18 protein-coding genes are annotated in these 20,201 nt (G+C 41.0%); 8 read left to right on the top strand and 10 right to left on the bottom strand.

Annotated elements, in window-relative coordinates:
• The first annotated feature begins 79 nt into the window (after positions 1-79).
• Positions 80-1,042 (top strand): Gfo/Idh/MocA family oxidoreductase, encoded by a 963-nt coding sequence (locus SD427_RS07780; protein ID WP_320560707.1) that lies wholly within the window; start codon positions 80-82, stop codon positions 1,040-1,042.
• Between the two features lie 207 nt (positions 1,043-1,249).
• On the opposite strand, the gene SD427_RS07775 is transcribed toward SD427_RS07780, so the two are convergent.
• A complete protein-coding gene (locus SD427_RS07775; protein ID WP_320560706.1) occupies positions 1,250-1,609 on the bottom strand; it encodes a VOC family protein in 360 nt (119 codons plus the stop codon).
• A gap of 53 nt (positions 1,610-1,662) precedes the next feature.
• Positions 1,663-2,208 (bottom strand): Crp/Fnr family transcriptional regulator, encoded by a 546-nt coding sequence (locus SD427_RS07770; protein ID WP_320560705.1) that lies wholly within the window; start codon positions 2,206-2,208, stop codon positions 1,663-1,665.
• Between the two features lie 193 nt (positions 2,209-2,401).
• Between SD427_RS07770 and SD427_RS07765 the strand changes: the two genes are divergently transcribed.
• The 6 genes from SD427_RS07765 (at position 2,402) to SD427_RS07740 (ending at position 8,102) form a co-directional block, all read left to right on the top strand.
• Positions 2,402-4,123 carry a cellulase family glycosylhydrolase gene (locus SD427_RS07765; protein ID WP_320560704.1) on the top strand — a complete coding sequence of 574 codons (1,722 nt, stop codon included), beginning with the start codon at positions 2,402-2,404 and terminating at the stop codon, positions 4,121-4,123.
• A gap of 64 nt (positions 4,124-4,187) precedes the next feature.
• Positions 4,188-5,066 carry a CGA/CIA family class A beta-lactamase gene (bla-A, locus tag SD427_RS07760; RefSeq protein ID WP_320560703.1) on the top strand — a complete coding sequence of 293 codons (879 nt, stop codon included), beginning with the start codon at positions 4,188-4,190 and terminating at the stop codon, positions 5,064-5,066.
• A 33-nt stretch (positions 5,067-5,099) separates the two neighbouring features.
• On the top strand, positions 5,100-5,510 hold the full coding sequence (locus SD427_RS07755; protein ID WP_320560702.1) for a hypothetical protein: 411 nt from the start codon (positions 5,100-5,102) through the stop codon (positions 5,508-5,510).
• 21 nt (positions 5,511-5,531) lie between these two features.
• Positions 5,532-6,422, top strand: a complete 891-nt coding sequence (locus SD427_RS07750) for a 3-hydroxybutyryl-CoA dehydrogenase (RefSeq protein WP_320561032.1) — start codon at positions 5,532-5,534, stop codon at positions 6,420-6,422.
• A 79-nt stretch (positions 6,423-6,501) separates the two neighbouring features.
• Positions 6,502-7,818, top strand: coding sequence for a hypothetical protein (locus SD427_RS07745; protein WP_320560701.1), 1,317 nt, complete (start codon positions 6,502-6,504; stop codon positions 7,816-7,818).
• A gap of 38 nt (positions 7,819-7,856) precedes the next feature.
• The gene (locus SD427_RS07740) at positions 7,857-8,102 is read left to right on the top strand and encodes a hypothetical protein (RefSeq protein ID WP_320560700.1); all 246 of its coding nucleotides are present in this window, start codon (positions 7,857-7,859) and stop codon (positions 8,100-8,102) included.
• Positions 8,103-8,183: 81 nt separating this feature from the next.
• Here SD427_RS07740 and SD427_RS07735 read toward each other — a convergent pair whose 3' ends face one another.
• The 4 genes from SD427_RS07735 to SD427_RS07720 form a co-directional block, all read right to left on the bottom strand.
• Positions 8,184-8,594 (bottom strand): META domain-containing protein, encoded by a 411-nt coding sequence (locus SD427_RS07735; RefSeq protein ID WP_320560699.1) that lies wholly within the window; start codon positions 8,592-8,594, stop codon positions 8,184-8,186.
• A 223-nt stretch (positions 8,595-8,817) separates the two neighbouring features.
• Positions 8,818-11,220, bottom strand: a complete 2,403-nt coding sequence (pheT, locus tag SD427_RS07730; RefSeq protein ID WP_320560698.1) for a phenylalanine--tRNA ligase subunit beta — start codon at positions 11,218-11,220, stop codon at positions 8,818-8,820.
• A gap of 338 nt (positions 11,221-11,558) precedes the next feature.
• Positions 11,559-12,689, bottom strand: coding sequence for a DNA polymerase III subunit beta (gene dnaN, locus SD427_RS07725; protein ID WP_320560697.1), 1,131 nt, complete (start codon positions 12,687-12,689; stop codon positions 11,559-11,561).
• An 84-nt stretch (positions 12,690-12,773) separates the two neighbouring features.
• A complete protein-coding gene (locus SD427_RS07720) occupies positions 12,774-13,376 on the bottom strand; it encodes a hypothetical protein (RefSeq protein ID WP_320560696.1) in 603 nt (200 codons plus the stop codon).
• A 78-nt stretch (positions 13,377-13,454) separates the two neighbouring features.
• Here SD427_RS07720 and SD427_RS07715 point away from each other — a divergent pair, with 78 nt between their 5' ends.
• Entirely contained in the window at positions 13,455-13,811 is a 357-nt protein-coding gene (locus tag SD427_RS07715; RefSeq protein ID WP_320560695.1) for a diacylglycerol kinase family protein, read from the top strand.
• A gap of 302 nt (positions 13,812-14,113) precedes the next feature.
• On the opposite strand, the gene SD427_RS07710 is transcribed toward SD427_RS07715, so the two are convergent.
• The 4 genes from SD427_RS07710 to SD427_RS07695 are packed head-to-tail and all read right to left on the bottom strand — an operon-like array spanning position 14,114 to position 19,924.
• On the bottom strand, positions 14,114-14,737 hold the full coding sequence (locus SD427_RS07710) for an SGNH/GDSL hydrolase family protein (RefSeq protein WP_320560694.1): 624 nt from the start codon (positions 14,735-14,737) through the stop codon (positions 14,114-14,116).
• A gap of 42 nt (positions 14,738-14,779) precedes the next feature.
• Positions 14,780-15,196 carry a ribonuclease inhibitor gene (locus SD427_RS07705; RefSeq protein ID WP_320560693.1) on the bottom strand — a complete coding sequence of 139 codons (417 nt, stop codon included), beginning with the start codon at positions 15,194-15,196 and terminating at the stop codon, positions 14,780-14,782.
• On the bottom strand, positions 15,174-18,869 hold the full coding sequence (locus SD427_RS07700; RefSeq protein WP_320560692.1) for a phosphoribosylformylglycinamidine synthase: 3,696 nt from the start codon (positions 18,867-18,869) through the stop codon (positions 15,174-15,176). The genes SD427_RS07705 and SD427_RS07700 overlap by 23 nt, the downstream gene beginning before the upstream one ends.
• A gap of 32 nt (positions 18,870-18,901) precedes the next feature.
• The gene (locus tag SD427_RS07695) at positions 18,902-19,924 is read right to left on the bottom strand and encodes a PDDEXK nuclease domain-containing protein (RefSeq protein ID WP_320560691.1); all 1,023 of its coding nucleotides are present in this window, start codon (positions 19,922-19,924) and stop codon (positions 18,902-18,904) included.
• Positions 19,925-20,201: the final 277 nt, after the last annotated feature.

Raw genomic sequence — 20,201 nt, 5'->3', positions numbered from 1 at the left:
TCGGTACCGGTCAACCTAAAACCTATCATCTCTCTGTGAACCCTTAAATTTATTATATTTACAAAAATTTAATACAGCTATGTTAAAAGCAGGTTTGGTAGGAGCAGGACATTTAGGGAAGATCCATTTAAGGCTTCTGAATCAGTCGGATAAATATGAATTCATCGGTTTTCATGACAAGGATGCAGAGAACGGCAGAAAACTGGAAGCCGAGTTCGGGTATCCGTATTTTGAAAATTTTGATGATCTCCTGGATCAGATTGATGTGCTGGATATCGTTACGCCGACCCTTTACCATTACGATTATGCTTTGAAAGCAATTGAGAAAGGGCTTCATTTTTTTATTGAGAAGCCGGTGACCCAGACTTTGGAACAGGCTGAAGAAATCCTTCGGAAATGCCAGGAAAACAAGATCAAAGCACAGGTTGGCCATGTGGAAAGATATAATCCCGCCTTTATCGGGGCTAAAGAATACATCCAGAACCCGATGTTTATCGAAATCCACAGGCTGGCTGAATTCAACCCCCGCGGAACGGATGTTTCGGTGGTTCTGGACCTGATGATCCATGATCTCGATATTTTACTGAGCATCGTGAAATCCAAAGTAAAAAATATCCATGCAAGCGGTGTATGCGTAGTCAGCAAGACCCCGGATATTGCCAATGCCCGGATTGAGTTTGAAAACGGATGCGTGGCGAACCTGACCACGTCAAGGATTTCCATGAAAGCGATGAGAAAAAGCCGGTTTTTCCAGAAAGATGCCTACATTTCGGTTGATTTCCTGGACAAGAAAGCAGAAGTAATCCGGATGAAAGATGCGCCTGAGCACCCTACACCGTTTGATATGATTATTGAAAATGCAGAGGGTGAAAAAAACCAGATCTTGTTTGAATATCCTGATATCCAGCCGAACAACGCCATTCTGGACGAACTGAATTCCTTTGCGGATGCTGTTACTGAAAACAAGCATGTGGAAGTTTCACTGGAAGACGGCACGGAAGCACTGAAAGTAGCTCTTGAGGTGATGAAACTGATTTCTTAATTTCAGATTAAAGATATTGATTCAATAAGAACGGGCTGATCCCCGTTCTTATGTATTGATGGTGTCCTGCAAAGGATGGTGATTAACAAAATTGTATGTTTTTCAACCTTTAAAATCTAAAAATTATCCGGAACAGGCTTAAGAATTGAACTCCTATTGTTTATAAAATCAGAATCGGCTAATCGGTTATTTTTCTAATTTTATCAGCTATTTGTCATCCGACGGCTGTCCGAATGTAAGTAAATTTTTATCCGGATCAAGGAGTGAAAATTCTTTTTGTCCCCATGCTTTTCTGCTGAGGCTCCCTGCAGGATGAATTTCAATATTTCCCTCCAGGCACATGGTGTACAGTGCTTCTACAGCTGAACTGCGTATGTAAATCTGTCCGTAGTTCTCATCAGGAACCAAATCCGGGAATTCAAAAAAATGGATTTCTGCCGATTCATTCTTCATCATAAGATAGCCCGGGAAATCGTTTCCGAAGGCTTCAAATCCTAAATTTTTATAAAATCTTCTGGTTGTTTCCTTATTGCGCATCGGTAATTTCGGAATAATTGATGTTATCATCTTTTTTTTCTTCAAAGATGAATATAATATATCACAGCAACACTTGATCAAAATCAAATAATGACATTTGCCCTTACCCGGCTTAAGGTCTCAGGCCTAATCTTCAGGTAAGAAGCGATGACCGTCAGCGGAAATACCTGAAGCAGCTGAGGCCTGGTTTTCAGTATATAATTATATTTTTCAGCTGGATTCAGGTTCCTGTCATAGAAAACCGTTTTTGGATTCGACAGGTTGAAAAGTTTATTGAACTGAAGGAATTCCTGGGAAACGGCAATCAGTTTATGAAGATGTTCCAGTGTTAATTCCAGTACTTCCGACGGTTCAAAAGATATGAGCGCCGTTTTGGAAGGTGTCTGCCTGACAAGGCTATCAACGTTAAACATCCACTCATTTTCAACATGCAGCTCTGTAATTACCTTTTCTTCACGCTCCTGATTGGTAAAAAACTGATAAAAGGAACCGCTCACGATGAAATATACAGATTTTGAAACTTCTCCTTCCGCAACTAAAATTTCATTCTTAGCCAAAGATATTTTATGCAAACTATTATTGAACAGTTCTGTTTCTGCATCCGAAAAGTTCCCCAATTGTTCCAGCATCTTTATATAGAATTAAAAATATCCTGCTAAATTAGTTATTTTCTCTTTTCCGGAATCAGTTTAAACGTTCTATCCACGGAATATAATCTGAATTTAATTTTTTGATAAAGTATCTGGTAATTTTAAATATATTTGTGATTATCTAATAACAAGACCCGAAACAATTCCCCTACCATCCAAATAATATCTATCTATGAAAAGAGCCATCCTATTATCTGCTTTTTTATTGTCTCAATTTGGGACATCACAGCTGCTAAAAACAAGCGGCCAGAAAATTATCAATGATAAAGGTGAGAATATCCAGCTCAGGGGGCTTGGCCTGGGCGGATGGATGCTGCAGGAAGGCTATATGCTGAAGACTGCTGATTTTGCAGGTCCGCAATATAAAATCAAGCAAAAAATTGCAGAGCTGACCGGCGAAGACGGCATGGAACGTTTTTACAAAGCCTATTTAAAAAACGGCATTACCAAACAGGACATTGCTTTCCTGAAAAATGCAGGGTTTAATTCCATCAGGCTTCCGATGCATTACAACCTGTATACATTGCCGATTGAAAAGGAACCGGTGAAAGGACAAAATACGTGGCTGGAAGAAGGCTTTCAAATGACCGATGACCTTCTGAAATGGTGTGCCGACAATAAAATATACCTGATCCTGGACCTCCACGCCGCTCCGGGCGGACAGGGAAATGACGTGAATATTTCCGACAACGACAAAACGAAACCGTCCCTTTGGGAAAGTGAAGACAACTGGAACAAAACAGTGGCCCTCTGGAAAAAACTGGCGAAACGGTATAAGGATGAACCGTGGATCGGAGGCTATGACCTGATCAACGAACCGAATATCAATTTTACCGGAAAGAATCCGAACGGTACGGATGAAATGTCGAATGTACCGCTCTGGAAGCTGCAGAAGGACATTACCCTGGCCATCCGTGAAGTTGACAAAAAACATATCATCATCATTGAAGGGAATGCTTGGGGAAATAATTATAACGGACTGATACCAATCTGGGACAGCAATATGGTTTTCAGTTTTCATAAGTACTGGAACAATAATGATGATGCGACACTGAAATCTGTTCTCGATCTCCGGCAAAAGCACAACATGCCGGTCTGGCTGGGAGAAACCGGGGAAAACTCCAATGTCTGGTTTACGGAACTGGTGCAACTCCTGAATAGGCAAAACATCGGATATGCCTTCTGGCCGATGAAAAAGATCGATAATATTGCCGGCATCACCAATGTAAAAATTACACCTGAATACCAGAAGCTGCTGGATTACTGGAAAAACGGAGGCGAAAAACCTTCAAAAGCCTTCGCGGAAAAAGCACTGATGCAGATGGCGGAAAATTATAAGTTCAGCAATGTTGAAATTAAAAATGACGTGATCGATGCCCTGTTCAGGCAGACGACCGACGGCAGTACAAAGCCTTTTAAAAAACATCAGGTCCCGGGAAGGATTTCCGCAACGGATTATGACCTGGGGAGAATCGGATCTGCTTACCAGGATAAGGATTTCGTCAACCTCTGGGTAAGCGACCCGGCCAAAAGGTCTGAATGGAACTCCGGAAACCAGTTAAGGAATGACGGAGTGGATATTTACAAAACAAAAGACGATCAATATTATGTTGGAAAAACAGAAAGCGGGGAATGGCTTCAGTATACGATTAATGCTGAAGCAGATAATGTTTACACTTTTGACATAAACTATGCGGGCATCAATGATGCGAAGGTAAGGATCGAAGATACTTCCGGAAAACAGCTGGCTGTTGTTACACTGCCTAAAACGGGAGGGTATGAAGTCTGGAAAACCATTATGGCAAAAGGAATCAGCTTTAAGAAAGGCGAGAATAAAATCCGCATCTATTTTGAGATTGGCGGTGTCAACCTGAATTATTTTGAAGTGAAATAAGAAAAAACCTTAAATTGCAAATCCCTTTTAGTTTCTGAAAGGGATTTATTTTTAAACGGATATTATGAAAAAAACAGGACTTATTTTTATTTTGCTTTCAGCTTTTGCATTTGCACAGCAATCTGTACTGGCAAAGAAAATAGACCGTATTGTAAAGGGTAAAAATGCGACTGTGGGAATTGCTGTACTGAATTTTGATAACGGTTTCAGCTACGATAAAAATGCCGGTAAAAAACTGCCTATGCAGAGCGTGTTCAAGTTCCACATCGCTGCAGCTGTACTGGATTTTGTGGACAAGGGAAAACTTTCCCTGGACCGGAAAGTAACACTGGATGCATCCAACCTGATGGAAAATACATGGTCGCCGCTCCGCGATAAATATTCCGGTAAAAATGCAGAAGTGCCATTGAGTGAAGTCCTGGAGTTTACGGTAGCCAAAAGTGACAATAACGGTTGCGACATTCTATTACAGTTGCTCGGAGGTACACAACCCGTCCAGAAATTCATGGATTCAAAGGGGGTAAAAGGTTTTCAGATCAAATATAACGAAGCGGAAATGCACAAAGACTGGACTGCCCAGTACGAAAATTATACTACGGCAAAATCTGCGGTTGATGTAATGAAAAAATTCTATGACGGAAAATTATTATCCAAAAAATCTACGGATTACCTGATGAAGGTTATGCTTTCCACTTCTACCGGAAAAAACAAACTGATCGGACAGCTTCTGGAAAACACGCCTGCGGCAAGGAAAACGGGAGCTTCCGGAAAGAACAATGCGGGCTTAACGGGCGCTGAAAATGAAATTGCGATCATTACTTTGCCTGATGGCAGGCATTATGCAATAGCTGTACTAGTCAGTAATTCAACGGAAACGGGTACTGTCAACTGTAAGATGATTTCAGATATTTCAAAGACCGTCTGGGATTATTTTAATAAGTAAAATTTTAAGCTTATTTTTAAAACCGATTTTATTATGAAAAATTTAGTAATAGCCACCGCATTATTCGGCAGTACGTTCTTTTTTGCACAGAAAAGTGAAAACTATCTGCAGATCGGCTATGCAAGCATCTGCTGCGGAACCCCTTCTGACAAGCCGGTGATGGCTTATCTTACCCAGTTCCAAAAGAAAAATAAAATAAAATCACTGGAAGTCTACAGGCAGAGCGGCCTTGGGAGAGAAGGGGAATACAATCTTTATGTGGGAACGGACAAGCTTTCAAAGACCCAGAAAGCAGGTTTTATCACAGGACTAAAGGCTACCATCAATGCCCAGAATAGTTCCAGAAAGAAAAACAGCGACGGAATGGTAAATTTTGATCAGGCTGAACTGATAAGAAAAGCAGACCTATCCAAAGCAAGAAATCTAACGGTTTATAAAAAATAATTTTAATTAAATAAGAAAATGATTCAGAACATTGTAGTTATCGGAGCAGGAACCATGGGAAATGGGATTGCACATACTTTTGCACAAAGCGGATTTACCGTAAACCTGGTAGATGTGTCACAGGAAGCTTTAGACAGAGGATTGAAAACCATTACTACCAATCTTGACAGGATAATTGCAAAGGGAAACCTTACGGAAGAAAAAAAGGCGGAAACTTTAGGAAATATCAAAACCTTTACCGCACTTCAGGATGCGGTTGGAAATGCCGACCTGATTGTTGAGGCCGCTACCGAAAACCAGGAACTGAAGCTGAAAATTTTCGGGCAGATGGATGAATTTGCGCCTGAAAACTGTATCCTGGCTACGAATACTTCTTCCATTTCCATCACCAAGATTGCAGCGGCTACGAAAAGGGCAGACAAAGTGATCGGGATGCACTTTATGAACCCGGTGCCGATCATGAAGCTGGTGGAAATTATCAAAGGCTACTCTACTTCCAAAGAAACTTTTGATGCGGTTTATGAGATGAGCAGAACATTAGGGAAAGTGCCCGTAGAAGTAAACGATTATCCGGGATTTGTGGCCAACAGGATCCTGATGCCGATGATCAACGAATCCATTGAAACACTCTACAACGGCGTGGCAGGCGTTGAGGAAATCGATACGGTGATGAAACTGGGAATGGCCCACCCGATGGGCCCGCTTCAGCTGGCAGATTTTATTGGCCTTGATGTCTGCCTGGCTATCCTGAACGTTATGTATGACGGCTTTAAAAATCCTAAATACGCGCCGAACCCGCTATTGGTCAACATGGTAATGGCCGGAAAATTAGGTATAAAATCCGGAGAAGGGTTCTACGACTATTCTGAAAGCAAAAAAGCGGAAAAAGTGGCAAAAATGTTTTCAAAATAATTTTAAGTGATGAGTTGTAGTTTTTAAGTGATAAATTTGGGGCATTGACCTGAAATCTATCACCTGGCTGCTTAACTCAATGAAATTTAAAGAAAAATACATTCAGATATTCCTGGTCATCATTACTTTAGTGATGACCATTTTGCGTTTTCTCCTTAATGAAAAAGGGAGGACCAACCCTGATTCGATACGGTATATGCGGTTCGCGCATGTTTTTCCGACTATTGACAATACTACCACGCCTTTAGGATACCCTTTAAGCATTAAATTCTTTACCCTTTTCTGTGCTGATGAATTCTGGGGAAGCAAGCTGGTAGGGATCTCCGCTCTTCTCTTCATCCTGTTTTTTACCTGGAAGAAAAATTTCTTTTTTAAAGAATCAGTTGTTTTATGTGCCCTGTTCAGCTTCCTTTCTATTTTTTCCTATACGATGAGCGAAGCGCTGATCCTGCCTTTTGTCCTGCTGTTCCTTTACGTTTCATCACTGGTGATCAACGGAAAGCTGGAAAAAGGAAAAGCTGTTTTTTACCTTTCGTTAAGCCTGATCGCACTTTACAACATCAGGTACAGTTCTCTGTTTATCATTGGCGGAACCGGGCTTTTCGGGATTGTATTCCGGAGGAAAAACTATTCTAAAACCTTTATTGTGTCAGGAATTACCGGCGGAATTTTTATCGTGGCCTATAAGTTCTTTTTCATTGATTATTTTAACGTGAATTATATAAAAGATGCGCTTACGATAGGCCTGTACCCTACTTCAAAGCTCCTTCCTGAACTATTCATGGGCTTATGCACCACTTTCAATCCGTTCATCCACATTGCTGATCCGGGCGGTGGAATGATCAACTATGCCATTTACGGCATCGGTCTTCTGAATATCTTGGTAATGGTTTACCTTTTCATAAAATATAAACTTTCAGACTCCGAATTTTTCTTTGTTTTTATCAGCGTGGCAGGCATCGTATGTTCTTATTTTGTGCAGTATTTTTATCCTGTCAATGCCATAGATTACCGCCTGATGGCTCCTTTCAGCTTTCCCGTTTGGCTGGTGTATTTTAAAAAACTGTTTCAGCTGTTAGGGACTAAGGTATATGCCATCGGATTTTTAAGCCTTGCGTCCGGTTTTCTGTTCACCTGGCTTTCCAGAGGAGATTACCTTAAAAACAGAAAGGAAATAAAAAATTATCTGCAATCTGAAAAGCTGGACAAAGTCCCGCTGCTGTTCTACCTTGAAAATCCTGAGGACCTGGATAAGGTACAGACAGCTGAACTCATCAGTACTGTAAACCCTCATATTACCCTTACATTCAAGCCGGAAGACAGTGTAAAAAGGACAACATTAACAAGGTATAAAGTTTTGCAAAAAATTAAGATCGACAAGAACAAATACCAATAATTTTGTTATCTTTGGTCAAAGTTAAAACATTAAAAAAAATGAAATTACCAAAGTTTTTATTAGCAGATAATTCGGAATTTCCAGAAGATTTATTCGTTGTTCATACTGAATATCCAAGATTTATCCTGAATGTTGAGGAAGAAGAAGTTGAATGGCTGGATGATCTGGAAGGAGATGATGAAGAGACCATGGCAGATGAGGCTACAAAAGTAGTGGAAGCTGCATTTAAGTGGTGTGATGAAGAGCTGGCTAAATATGACGACGAAGAAGAGGACGCAGAATAATAAAATTCCAGACATACAAACAAAAGAACCCAATCAAAATCAATTGATTGGGTTCTTTTGTTATATTTTTATCAACTTATTTTATTCGGCTCTGTTGAATTTCAACAGCAGGAGATTGTCCTGATACAGTTCAAGAACACTTCCGGTAAGAACATATTTGTTCGCTTTCGCCATCATATCCATAAAGTTTTTCTCAACACTCATGTTATCGCAGGCCATTCTCGTAGATCCCATCTGCCCTGCAGAAAAGTCACCGGTGGAAGGATCCACTTTCGCTGTCCCAAAATAATTGTTGCATCCTGCATTCCCGTTGATCTTCTCGCCGTCGATATTCAGGGTCGGGATTTTTCCTTTTACATTATCGGACAGTGCCCATTTCGTTCCCGTTAAAGGCGGCTGGGCCTTACCTACTTTCGATGCAGATGAACCGGTCATCGTTCCGCACGAAGCCAAAACCGCTGCCATACATATACTTAAAAAGATATTTTTCATTTTTCCTTTCGTTTAAATCAAATTTACGTAAATATTCTTTATTTAACGTGCGTTCAGGGGATTTTATTGTTTTTTAACCCTTGTCAGGGTTCAGAATCGTGACAAGGTTTTACGAACGGACACTAAAACAAAAAACGGGCTGAAACCCGTTTTTTCTGTTGATTTATTTTAATGCCGATCTGATCTGATAAGATCAGTTCATTTCAGTTCAATTCATTCAAAATTATCCTCTCAGCTCTGCACTGAATTCTTTCTGGAAAGATTTGACCAGAGAGTCCATTACTGCTGTAATTTCTTTCTCTTCCAGGGTTTTCTCTTCATTAAGAAGCTCAAAGCTCATGGCATAGGATTTCTTGCCTTCAGGAAGGTTTTTGCCTTCGTACACATCAAATAAGCTGATGCCTTTAAGATAAGGTGATTTATTTTTTCTGGCTGCCTGGTACAGGTCTTGGTAATTTATATTTTTATCAATCAGCAATGCCAGATCTCTTCTGATCTTATTGAATTTCGGGATATCCCTGAATTTCAGCTCATTTTGAGAACGCAGCTTCTGGGCATATTCCAGCTCGATTTCAGCGTAAAAACATTCCTGGTCAATATCGAAATCTCTGAGCATCTGAGGTGCTACCTTCCCTATTCTCACCAAAACCTTTCCGTCTGCTTCATAAGCCAGAGCATCCGAGAACCTCTCATCCGACAGCGGAGTTTCTTTACAGTCGATGGCTAATTTTTCCAGCAAAACCTTTACGTATGCTTTCAGATTGTAGAATCCCGTTGCAGATTTCGGCTGCAGCCAGTTTTCTGCTACCTCCCTTCCGGATACCAATATAGCAAGCTGTTTCCTTTCTTCGTATTTTTCTTTTTTATGATAAATTTTTCCGAATTCAAAAAACTTGATATCCTGGTTCTTCCTGTTGATATTATAGATGGCATTCTGCAAAAGGCCTTCCAGCAAAGATTTTCTCATAAAGGCAAGGTCATTGCTCAAAGGATTCAGCAGTTTCACCGCATCCGTTTCGTCTTTTACGGAAGTAAGGGAATTGTTCATCACTTCATTGAAGCCGAGTCCCTGTAAAGTCCTTGCCCAGTTGTTTTCCAGTTCGTCCTGGTCCTGAGCGCTTAATTTTACCGGGGTAAATGAGATCTTCTGCGGCGCGTCAATCTTATTATAGCCGTAAATCCTCAAAATCTCTTCAATAACGTCAATTTCCCGTGTCACATCAGCCCTGTATGCCGGAACAGAAATTTCAAGCCCGTTCTGGATTTCATTCAGTACCTGGATATCAAGTGCTTTCAGGATTTCCTTTACTTTTTCCCTGTGGATCTTGGTGCCTAAAATCTGCTCGATCTTGGAGAACCTGATGATCACATAGCTGTCTTCTATTTTCTTCGGATATTCTTCCAGCAGTTCCCCCGCCAGTTTGCCTCCTGCCAGATCCTGGATCAGCTTGATGGCATGGGTGATGGCAGTTCTGGTAATATTCGGGTCTACCCCTCTTTCAAACCTGAAAGAAGCATCCGTATTCAGTCCGTGGAACTTGGCTGCTTTTCTAATCGCGACCGGATTGAAATACGCACTTTCCAGAAATATGGTTTTTGTTTCACTAGAAACGCCTGATTCTGCACCGCCGAAAACCCCGGCAATACACATCGGGCTGTCTTTCCCATCCTTGATGATGATTTCGGAACCGTTCAATATTCTTTCCACCCCGTCCAGCGTAGTGAATTTCGTGCCTTCGGCTACCGTTCCCACTTTCACTTTCCGGTCTGCAATCTTATCTGCATCAAAGGCGTGAAGCGGCTGTCCGTAACCGTGAAGGATATAATTGGTGATATCTACAATATTATTAATCGGGCTTAACCCGATGGCTTTTAATCTGGCCTTCAGCCAATCCGGGGAAGCGGTAACCTTTACTTCCTGAATAACGGCTCCGATATATCTCGGACACAGTTCAGCACCTTCAACTTCAAGCGTAAAATCATGAGTCCCTTCGCTGCTCAGGGCAACGGAAGATACTTTTTCAAATCCGGCTTTCTGCTGGTTGGTAGAAAGGTAAGCGTTAAGATCCCGGGCCACACCGTAATGCGACATAGCATCCGTTCTATTCGGGGTTAAACCGATTTCGAACACCTCATCATTCGTCAGTTCATAATAATCCGCGAATTTTTTACCGGTTTCAAATTTTTCTTCATCCAGCACCATAATCCCGCCGTGGTCATCACTCAGCCCCAGCTCATCTTCTGCGCAGATCATTCCCTGAGACACTTCGCCTCTGATCTTGGCTTCTTTGATTTCGAAAAAATTTCCGGCTTTATCATAAATTTTCGTTCCTACAATAGCAACAGGTACGGTTTGTCCGGCTTCCACATTCGGTGCCCCGCAAACGATATGCAGTGTTTTCCCGTTTCCTACTTCTACCGTTGTTTTTTTCAGCTTATCTGCATTCGGATGTTTTTCGCAGGTAAGTACCTTACCCACCACAATCCCTTCCAGGCTGCCTTTTATACTTTCAAATTTTTCTATCCCTTCAACTTCAAGACCTATATCTGTAAGAAACTCACCGATTCTTTCTGTTTTGATTTCTGTTTTGATAAAGTCTTTAAGCCAGTTGTTTGATATTTTCATCTGATAATTTCTATTTATTTTTTTAGACAGATGGAACCTTTCGGTTTCATTGAATATATTTTGAAAATTTTATTGAATTTTTCGAGTTACAAATGTCGTGTTTTTTTGAGAAACAGAGAAATTTTAAAGGCTATAAAACACATAGTTTTCATGCCTGCATGCTCATTATCTGACGGTAAATCGGTTTTAACTCCATTTTATGAACTGGCTTTCATAACCTGAATTACAGCTTCAATCATAAAGCCTGCAAACTAACTCATCCGAATCTTGCCTTATGACAAACAGAAAGAGGCTCTGAACCTCAAAACCTCTTTCTTTATTTTATATTTCCTACTGATTTATAACCCGATTACCGGCATTGACAGCATTAAGATGTTTTCATTTTCTTCAAGACCGTCAAGAGGTTCAATAATTCCCGGCCTGTTCGGCTGGGACATTTTCATGGTGATATCATCTGACCCCAGAATGGTTAACATTTCCGTTAAAAATTTGGAGCTGAATCCGATATTGATGTCTTCCCCGTTATAGTCACAGGGGATCTGCATATCTGCTTTGTTCGCATATTCCGTATCTTCTGCATGAAGGTGGAGAATGTTGGCAGACAGCTTAAACCGTACCTGGTTGGTTGATTTATTAGACATGATCGATGCCCTTTTGATAGCGCCTAACAGCAGGTTCCTGTTAATGGTCAGCACATTCGGATTTTCTTTAGGAATGACGGCCGTATAGTTCGGGTACTTACCGTCAATCAGCCTGCAGATCCAGATATGCTTTCCGAAAGTAAACTTGGCCATGTTCTCATTGAAATCGATGGTCACGTCTTCATTTGAGCTTGCCAGGATATTTTTGAAAATATTCAGCGGTTTTTTGGGCATGATAAATTCCATAGGCTCGGCATTTATCAGGTCCGTTCTTTTATAGACTACCAGCCTGTGGGAATCGGTAGAAACGAAATTGGTCTCATTTTCTCCGAACTGGAACAGTACGCCGGTCATTACCGGGCGAAGCGAATCGTTGCTGGTTGCAAAAAGTGTGTTGGTGAGTGCATCAGACAAAACACCTGCCGACATGGTTATACTCTGGGCAGCATCAAATTCCGGAAGTTCCGGGTAATCATCTGCGTTGTCCAGGGCTACGGCAAAATTATCTTTTTCATCTAAGATCTCAAGCTGACTTCCCGTTCCTTCTGCATTGTCTCTCACCGCCAGTGTAAGCGGCTGTTCTCCGTAGGTCTTGATGAAATCCTGAAAAATCTTGGCAGGAACAGCAAATTTGCCGCTGTCGTCAGACTTTACATCAAGAGAGGTTACCAGAGTCGTTTCGCCATCAGATGCTGTAATGGTAACGTTATTGCCGTCTAACTCAAAAAGATAGTTTTCTAAAATCGGTCTCGACTGAGAACTTGATATTACGCCACTTACAGTTTGCAAAGCTTTCTGCAGTTCACCACTTGAAATAATAAATTTCATAGATTTAAAAATAAGTTTTTACAAATATAATAAATACAAAATAGATTAAGAAGAAATAATCAAAGGAGTTTTTCACAAAGATCATTAATCTGTTTTCAGCACTGAGATTATGTTTACTTTCCTGTAGTCGTTAATTCCGGTATCAAAAATCTCGCCCGGATAATAGCTTACCTTCACTTTTTTATGCAAAAGAGCACTGTATTCCTCCGGCAGGTCCTTATTGGATTCTATCGGAAATATCCAATATAGCTTAGTGAGAGTTTTATTATCACCGGCCAGGTGAAAGACTACAAAACCGTTCTTCTCTATTTTTTTAACCGTACCGCTGATGAGCAATTTTGAATTAGGGTTGTCTTTATTTTTATCATTTTCTCCAAGCTTAAAAAGCTCAATGAACGTATCCGGGCATTCTTTGAGGAGCCAGTCTGCCACCAGTTTCCCGGTTTCAGAAGATTGATCCTGAAGTATATCCAGGTTATAGTCTTTTTTAAGTTCTGCAGCATAAGGCTGTGCGCCCTGTATAATACAGAGCCCCAGCTTGATCTCAAGGGCTTCTGCATCAGGATTTTCTGCTTTGGCTTTGGTAAAACACTCACAGGTCGTTTTGGCAATGCGGGTTTGATAATCCTGGGAAAAACTTAAAACCGGTAGTAAAGCGGCTAAAAAAATCCCTGTTTTTTTCATCATAACTGTATTATATTGCCCAAAGATAAGCGTTAAAATAATTAGCCTTAAAATACTCATTATCTTTGTAAAAATTAAGCAATGCGCAAACCGGCTATTCATAAAAGTTTCCTTAACGCTTTCCGGGGTATTTTCCTGATGATGAAAAGTGAACGGAATTTTCAGATTGAACTTCTGGCTTTTATGATCAACCTTTTTCTGGTCTTTTACCTGAAACTTTCAGCTGCGGATGCCGTCTATATCCTGATTGTTTCTTTTATTGTCCTGGCGGCGGAAATTTTCAATACGGCAATTGAAAAAATCTGCGATATGATCCAGCCCGAATTTGATATGCGCATCGGTTTTATTAAGGATATTTCAGCCGGAGCGGTTCTCCTGATTTCCATTTCTTCCGTAATTGTGGGTATTCTGGTCTACTGGAAATATATTTTCAGCTGATTTAAATCTGTTATCTGCTTATATGAACAAATCCCTTTCTGCCGGATCTGAAAATAGTTTCAATCCTCTGATACTCCTCAACTTCATACTCGTCTGCCTGAAGGATGCCTTCATCTGCAGCCTCAAATAAAATACCCTTAATTTCATCTTTACAGTTACCTAAGAACTTCAGGACGGAATGAAATTTCCGGCATTTCAAGCCTGTAACCTGTTAAAGGATCCCGGCCCCTTTTAAAACCTTCCCGAAAGGCTCAATCCGAACAGGCCTTTTCTGCGGGGTTCCATAAGAAAATAAATAAGCATTATAAATATTTTTCAATAATGGAAATTGCAGTTTCTGCCATCAGTCCGTACCCTTTTTCGTTGGGATGTATGCCGTCTCCCGACAGTAAAATTTCTTTGTCCGGTAAGAACAGTGTATGAAAGTCAATGTACCGTACACTATGTTTATCTGCTATGCCTTTAAGGATCTGATTATATAACAGAACTTCTGTATTGGTCCTCAGTTTTCCTGAAGCTGCCGTTGCACCGTCTACCTTATCGGATAACGGAAGAATGCTCACAAGATAGACTTCTTCAGCATATTGTTTCGCATGCTGAACGGCATTTACGATATTGTTTTTAAAATGTTCATTATTTACCATTTGGACACCGTCTTTTACCGCAAGGTCATTGGCACCGTAACCCAGAAAAACGATGTTCCCGTCCGCTGCATTCCTGGCGCTCATTTCGTGTGGCAGCCGTTTTAAAAGGCCTTCCGTGGTTTCCCCTCCGATTCCCAGATTGTAAAGAATCAGTTCACTTTCACTGCTCCCCTCATTGAATTTCTGTAAGGCGTACCGTTTCAGAATATCCACCCAGCCCCCGAATACGCCGTCATACTCGCCATAGGTGATGCTGTCCCCGAAGAATAGTCCGTACTTCATCTTCTTTATTTCTTAATTTAACTTTTTTATTGTTTTAAATTATCAATCTAAAACCAGCGTAATATTTTTATGCGATTCTATGATTTCAACTAAAATTCCAAACAGGGTCTGGCCGGTTCCGGCCATCAGTTCGTCAAGCTTCTGCCGTGCCAAATCCACATTGAAGGGTTTCCCCTGCCTGATCTTATGCTCATAAAATTCTCCGGTCAGTTCAAAGCCTAAATCCTTTTTTGATTTGTGCGAATCTTTCCAGACCATTTCGACGTCTTCATGGTTTTCAAATACTCCGAAACCGCCGTACAGTATATCATCGAAACCATCTAACGTTCCTACCTTCCAGCCTGCATCTTTCATCAGCACGCCGGATACCTCTTCATAGAATCCGGCCAGGTCAGAAAAATGGCTGCCATTAATGACAGCCACTTTTTTGTTATTTTTATCTGAAGTATTCGACTCCATTTTTGAATATGTTATGATAGTTTGCGGTCGGGATGTTTTTCATCAGCCCTTCTGCAAAACGTTCCGGGTGGCCCATCCTTCCGAAGATTTTACCGCATGTGCTGGTAATCCCTTCGATCCCGAATAGGGAATTGTTCGGATTGAACGGCATTCCGTGAGCGATATTCCCTTCCATATCCAGGTATTGGGTGGCAATCTGCCCGTTTTCATACAGCTTCCGGATCTCTGCTTCCGACGCCATGAAACGGCCTTCACCGTGGGAAATCGGAATGGTGAATACCTGTCCTTTCATTCCTTTCAGCCACGGACTTTCATCATTCAGCACTTTCACGTTAACCATCTGGGAAATATGTCTTCTGATCGCATTATGAGCCAGTGTAGGAGAATTTTCATCCAGATCACTGATTTTTCCGTAAGGCAACAGCCCGGATTTTACCAAAGCCTGGAACCCATTACAGATCCCTATAATCATTCCGTCTCTTTCCAGCAGTTCATGAACGGCATTCTTCATCTTCTCGTTTTTAAGGACATTGACGATGAATTTTGCAGAGCCGTCCGGTTCGTCACCCGCTGAGAACCCTCCGGAGAAGGCTAAAATCTGTGAAGTCCTGATTTCTTCCACCCATGCATCGATACTTTCATCCAGCAAACGGTGGTTGATATTGATCAAAGGCAGGCTGCTCACCACTGCCCCTTCTTTTGCAAAGGCATTCAGGGTATCATACTCGCAGTTGGTTCCCGGGAAAACTGGTAAAAATACTTTCGGCTTGGCAACTCCGTGCTTTTTGATGGTGATATTTCTTGGATTGACTGAGTTTAATTTTGCATCCAGCTCAACCGTCAGTTTTTCTTTTTCAACCGTCGGGAAAAGATGCTCAAAAGTCCCGGTGTAAGCAGCTTCAAGATCTGAAAGCTGAGATTCAACACCATTGATATTCAAAACTCCGGAATTTTTGACTTCACCGATAAGCTGAAGGCTGACCGTGCTCAGGTCTTCTTTGGATTCAATGATTAAACTGCCGATATTTTTAGTCAGCAAAACGTTTTCATCAACTGTAATTTCAGCACCTAACCTGTTTCCGAAGGCCATCTTTGCCAAAGCTACGGCAACACCGCCTTCTTTAACGGTTTTTACGGAAATGATTTTTCCGGCTTTGATGTTTTCAAAAACCAGCTCAAAAATTTCTTTTAGAGCATTATAATCCGGAAGTCCGTTTTCCTGAGCTGTATGGTTGAAGAAATAGATTTTACTTCCTTCATTTTTCAACTCCGGAGAGATGACAGTTGCCTTTTCACCATTGGCACAGGCAAAAGAAATCAGCGTAGGCGGTACATTCAGGTCCTGATAGGTTCCGCTCATTGAATCTTTTCCTCCGATGGCAGCCAGACCAAGATTAATCTGCGCATCATAAGCCCCCAGCAAGGAAGCTAAAGGCTTACCCCATTTTTCAGGATTCTGGCCTAATTTTTCAAAATATTCCTGAAAGCTTAACCTGATATTCCTGTAATCGCCGCCCATGGCAACGATTTTCGCTACACTTTCAACAACGGCATAAGAGGCTCCCAGCAGTGAATTCTGTTTTGAAATGCCGGCATCAAAGCCCCAGCTTGCCAGAGAAACCGTTTCAATATCTTTTGCGCCCAAAACCGGCAAGGTCTGCACGCTCCCTTCCATTAACGTCTGCTGGTATTTCCCGCCTAAAGGCATCGCAACGGTTGTTGCCCCGATGGACGAATCAAACATTTCCAGCAGGCCTTTCTGGGAAGCTACATTTTTATCTTTTAAAATTTCAAGCAGCGCTTCTTTTGTGAAAGGCTGATCTTCCGTTTTCACTTCTTCAAGATGGGTAATCTTTACTTCCTGGCTTTTTGAACAGCCGTTGGTATCTAAAAACTCCCTTGAAAGGTCTACAATTTTATTTCCTTTCCAGAACATCTGCATCCTTCCGGAATCCGTTACTTTTGCCACCTCAACGGCCACAATGTTTTCAGCTTCACAGAACCTGATGAACGGTTCTTTGTCTTTCGGATCCACCACAACCGCCATCCTTTCCTGGGATTCAGAAATGGCAAGCTCGGTCCCGTTCAGCCCTTCATATTTTAAAGGCAACACATCCAGATTCACTTCCAGGGAATCGGCAATTTCACCGATGGCCACGGAAACCCCTCCTGCACCGAAATCGTTTGATTTTTTAATCAGTTTCGTCACTTCAGGATTCCTGAACAAACGCTGGATCTTGCGCTCTTCCACGGCATTTCCTTTCTGGACCTCAGAGCTCATGGTGTGGATCGAAGTTTCGTCCTGTTCTTTTGAACTTCCGCTTGCCCCGCCAACACCGTCACGGCCGGTTGCCCCGCCCAGGATGATGATCGAATCTCCGGCAGCGGGTTTTTCACGCCGTACCCAATCCACAGGCACGGCTCCGGTCACAAAACCTACTTCCATTCTTTTCGCCTTGTAACCTTCATCATAGATCTCGGAAACCATCGTAGTTGCCAGGCCAATTTGGTTACCATATGAAGAATATCCGTTGGCCGCCTGTCTGGTAATGGTTTTCTGAGGTAATTTTCCCGGTAAGGTCTGATCAACCGGTTCAAGGACATCAGCAGCACCCGTCAGTCTCATGGCTTGGAAAACATAAGAACGTCCGGACAAAGGGTCTCTGATGGCACCTCCCAGACATGTTGATGCGCCACCGAACGGTTCGATTTCCGTTGGGTGATTATGCGTTTCATTCTTGAATAATAAATACCACGGCTCTTTCTTACCGTCGTATTCCGCTTCGATCCGGATGGTACAGGCATTGATCTCATCTGAAACCACCAGGTTTTCCAGATTTCCGGTTTTGTGGAAATATCGGGCACAAACGGTTGCGAGATCCATTAGCGAAATCGGTTTCAGTTCGCGGCCTAAGAATTTCCTTTTTTCGATATAATCATTGAAAATGGTTTCCAAAGTATGTTTAAACGGTCCTTCAAACTGAATGTCCGACAACTCCGTTTCAAAAGTCGTGTGGCGGCAATGGTCGCTCCAATAGGTATCCAACACCTTCAGTTCGGTTTCCGTAGGGTTTCTTTTTTCAGTCCTGAAATATTCCTGAATAAATTTCAGATCATCCAGACCCAGTGCAAAACCGTGATTATTATAGAAATCGGCAAGCCGGGCATTATCAAAATTGATGAAACCTTCATGTATCAGAACTTCCGACGGCTGTTCTTCTGCAGGGATGTCGAGAACAGACAAATCTTTTTCCTGAGATTCCACTTTGTTGATCAAAAGGTCTTTGATCTTCACCAGATCCGTTTCGGAAATGCCTTCAAACTGAATCAGTTTTCCGCTTCTTACCTTTGATTTTTCATTCTCTGTAAGTAAAGCGATACACTGCTGTGCCGAATCGGCACGCTGGTCATACTGCCCCGGCAAAAATTCCATGGCAAAATGAACGGATGCTGCAGGATTTTCCGTGTGTAGAATATCCGTAACCGGATCTACGAAAGTGCTGTTGACCACCTTTTGAAATTCTCCGTCATTCAATTCGAAGATATCATATATATTGTACACTTTCACTCCTTTTGCTTGTGGAGCTACTGCCTGCACTTCATCAAAAATTTTTGGACTTTCCACATCGAAAACTCCTCTTTTTTCTACGAAAATTCTTTTGTTTTGAGACATTAGATGTCAGATATTTAGTATGATTAGACTTATTATTTATTTTCAAATTTATTCTTTGCTATTTCAATTGAACGATGTAATTTTTCAAGTAAAACTTTTTTCGGAGGCAATACGATAAAATATTCTGCTACTTTTATATGATCAGCTTCGAGATTCATCAGTTCTATATGTTCGGAGTTTTTTCCTGAACAAAGAATTAAACCAATCGGCGGGTTTTCGCCTTCTATTTTTTCATATTTATTAAGGTATGAAAGATAAAGCTCCATCTGGCCTTTGTGTGAAGCTTCAAATTCTCCCAATTTCAATTCTATAACCACTAAAGATTTTAATTTTCTGTGATAGAAAAGCAAATCCATATAGTAATCTCTATTATCTATTGTAATTCTCTTCTGTCTTGAAAGAAATGCAAAATCGCTTCCTAATTCAGAAATAAATTTTTGAAGTTCCACAATAATGGATTCTTCTAAATCTTTTTCAGAAAAAGTATCTTTCAATTCTAAAAAGTCCAAAAAATAGGGATCTTTAAAAACCAAATCGGGGTTTAAAATGTTATTTTCAGACCAATTTTTAAGTTCTTTGCCGATAATCTGTTCAGGCTTTTTACTTATAGCAGTCCGTTCAAAAAGCATAGAATTAATTTTTTCTCTTAAGGTACGGACACTCCAATTTTCAATTTTACAAATTTCAAGGTAAAAATTCCTCTTGGTTTCTTGAGAGATAGGAATCAGCAGTAAAAAATGGGTCCAGGATAATTGTCGCATCGCTGATGCGACAATCTCAAAATTATCAAAGACGGATGCAAACTGCATCATTTTCCTGATATTTTTTTCAGAGAAGGAACTTCCAAATTCTACAGTAAGGTACCGGGAAATATGCAAAATTACATCTTTACCGTATTCTGCCCTTTTATTGCCTAAAACATCTTCATTTATTCTTTGTCCAATTTTCCAGTACAGAACTACCATTGCCGTATTTACCTTAACTGCAACCTGACCTCTTGTCATGTCAACGAGTTTCTTTAAATCGGTAAGTAATTGTTGATGATTCTGTAACATAATTAAAATTAGATATCAGATTTTAATATTAGATTTATCTTTATTTTGATCCTTCTGATTTTCAGATTGCCGGTATGATATTTTTGGTTCCTATTCCAACTTTACCGGCTGCTCTTTCGGGTGTCATATCACAAATTTACTCTTTTTACTTTCTCTAACCTCAACCTTTTTCTTGTAATACAATACCGGATTATGACCTTTGGAACTGTCATTGGATTCATTTATTGAATAAACCATCTTATCACTCTATATATGATTTTTCATAAATGCCGAGCAA

It is taken from the genome of Chryseobacterium sp. JJR-5R (genome assembly GCF_034047335.1).
In the GTDB taxonomy this organism is placed as follows: domain Bacteria; phylum Bacteroidota; class Bacteroidia; order Flavobacteriales; family Weeksellaceae; genus Chryseobacterium.
Note: the sequence above shows the minus strand (reverse complement) of the source record. Positions and strands in the feature narration are given on the sequence as shown.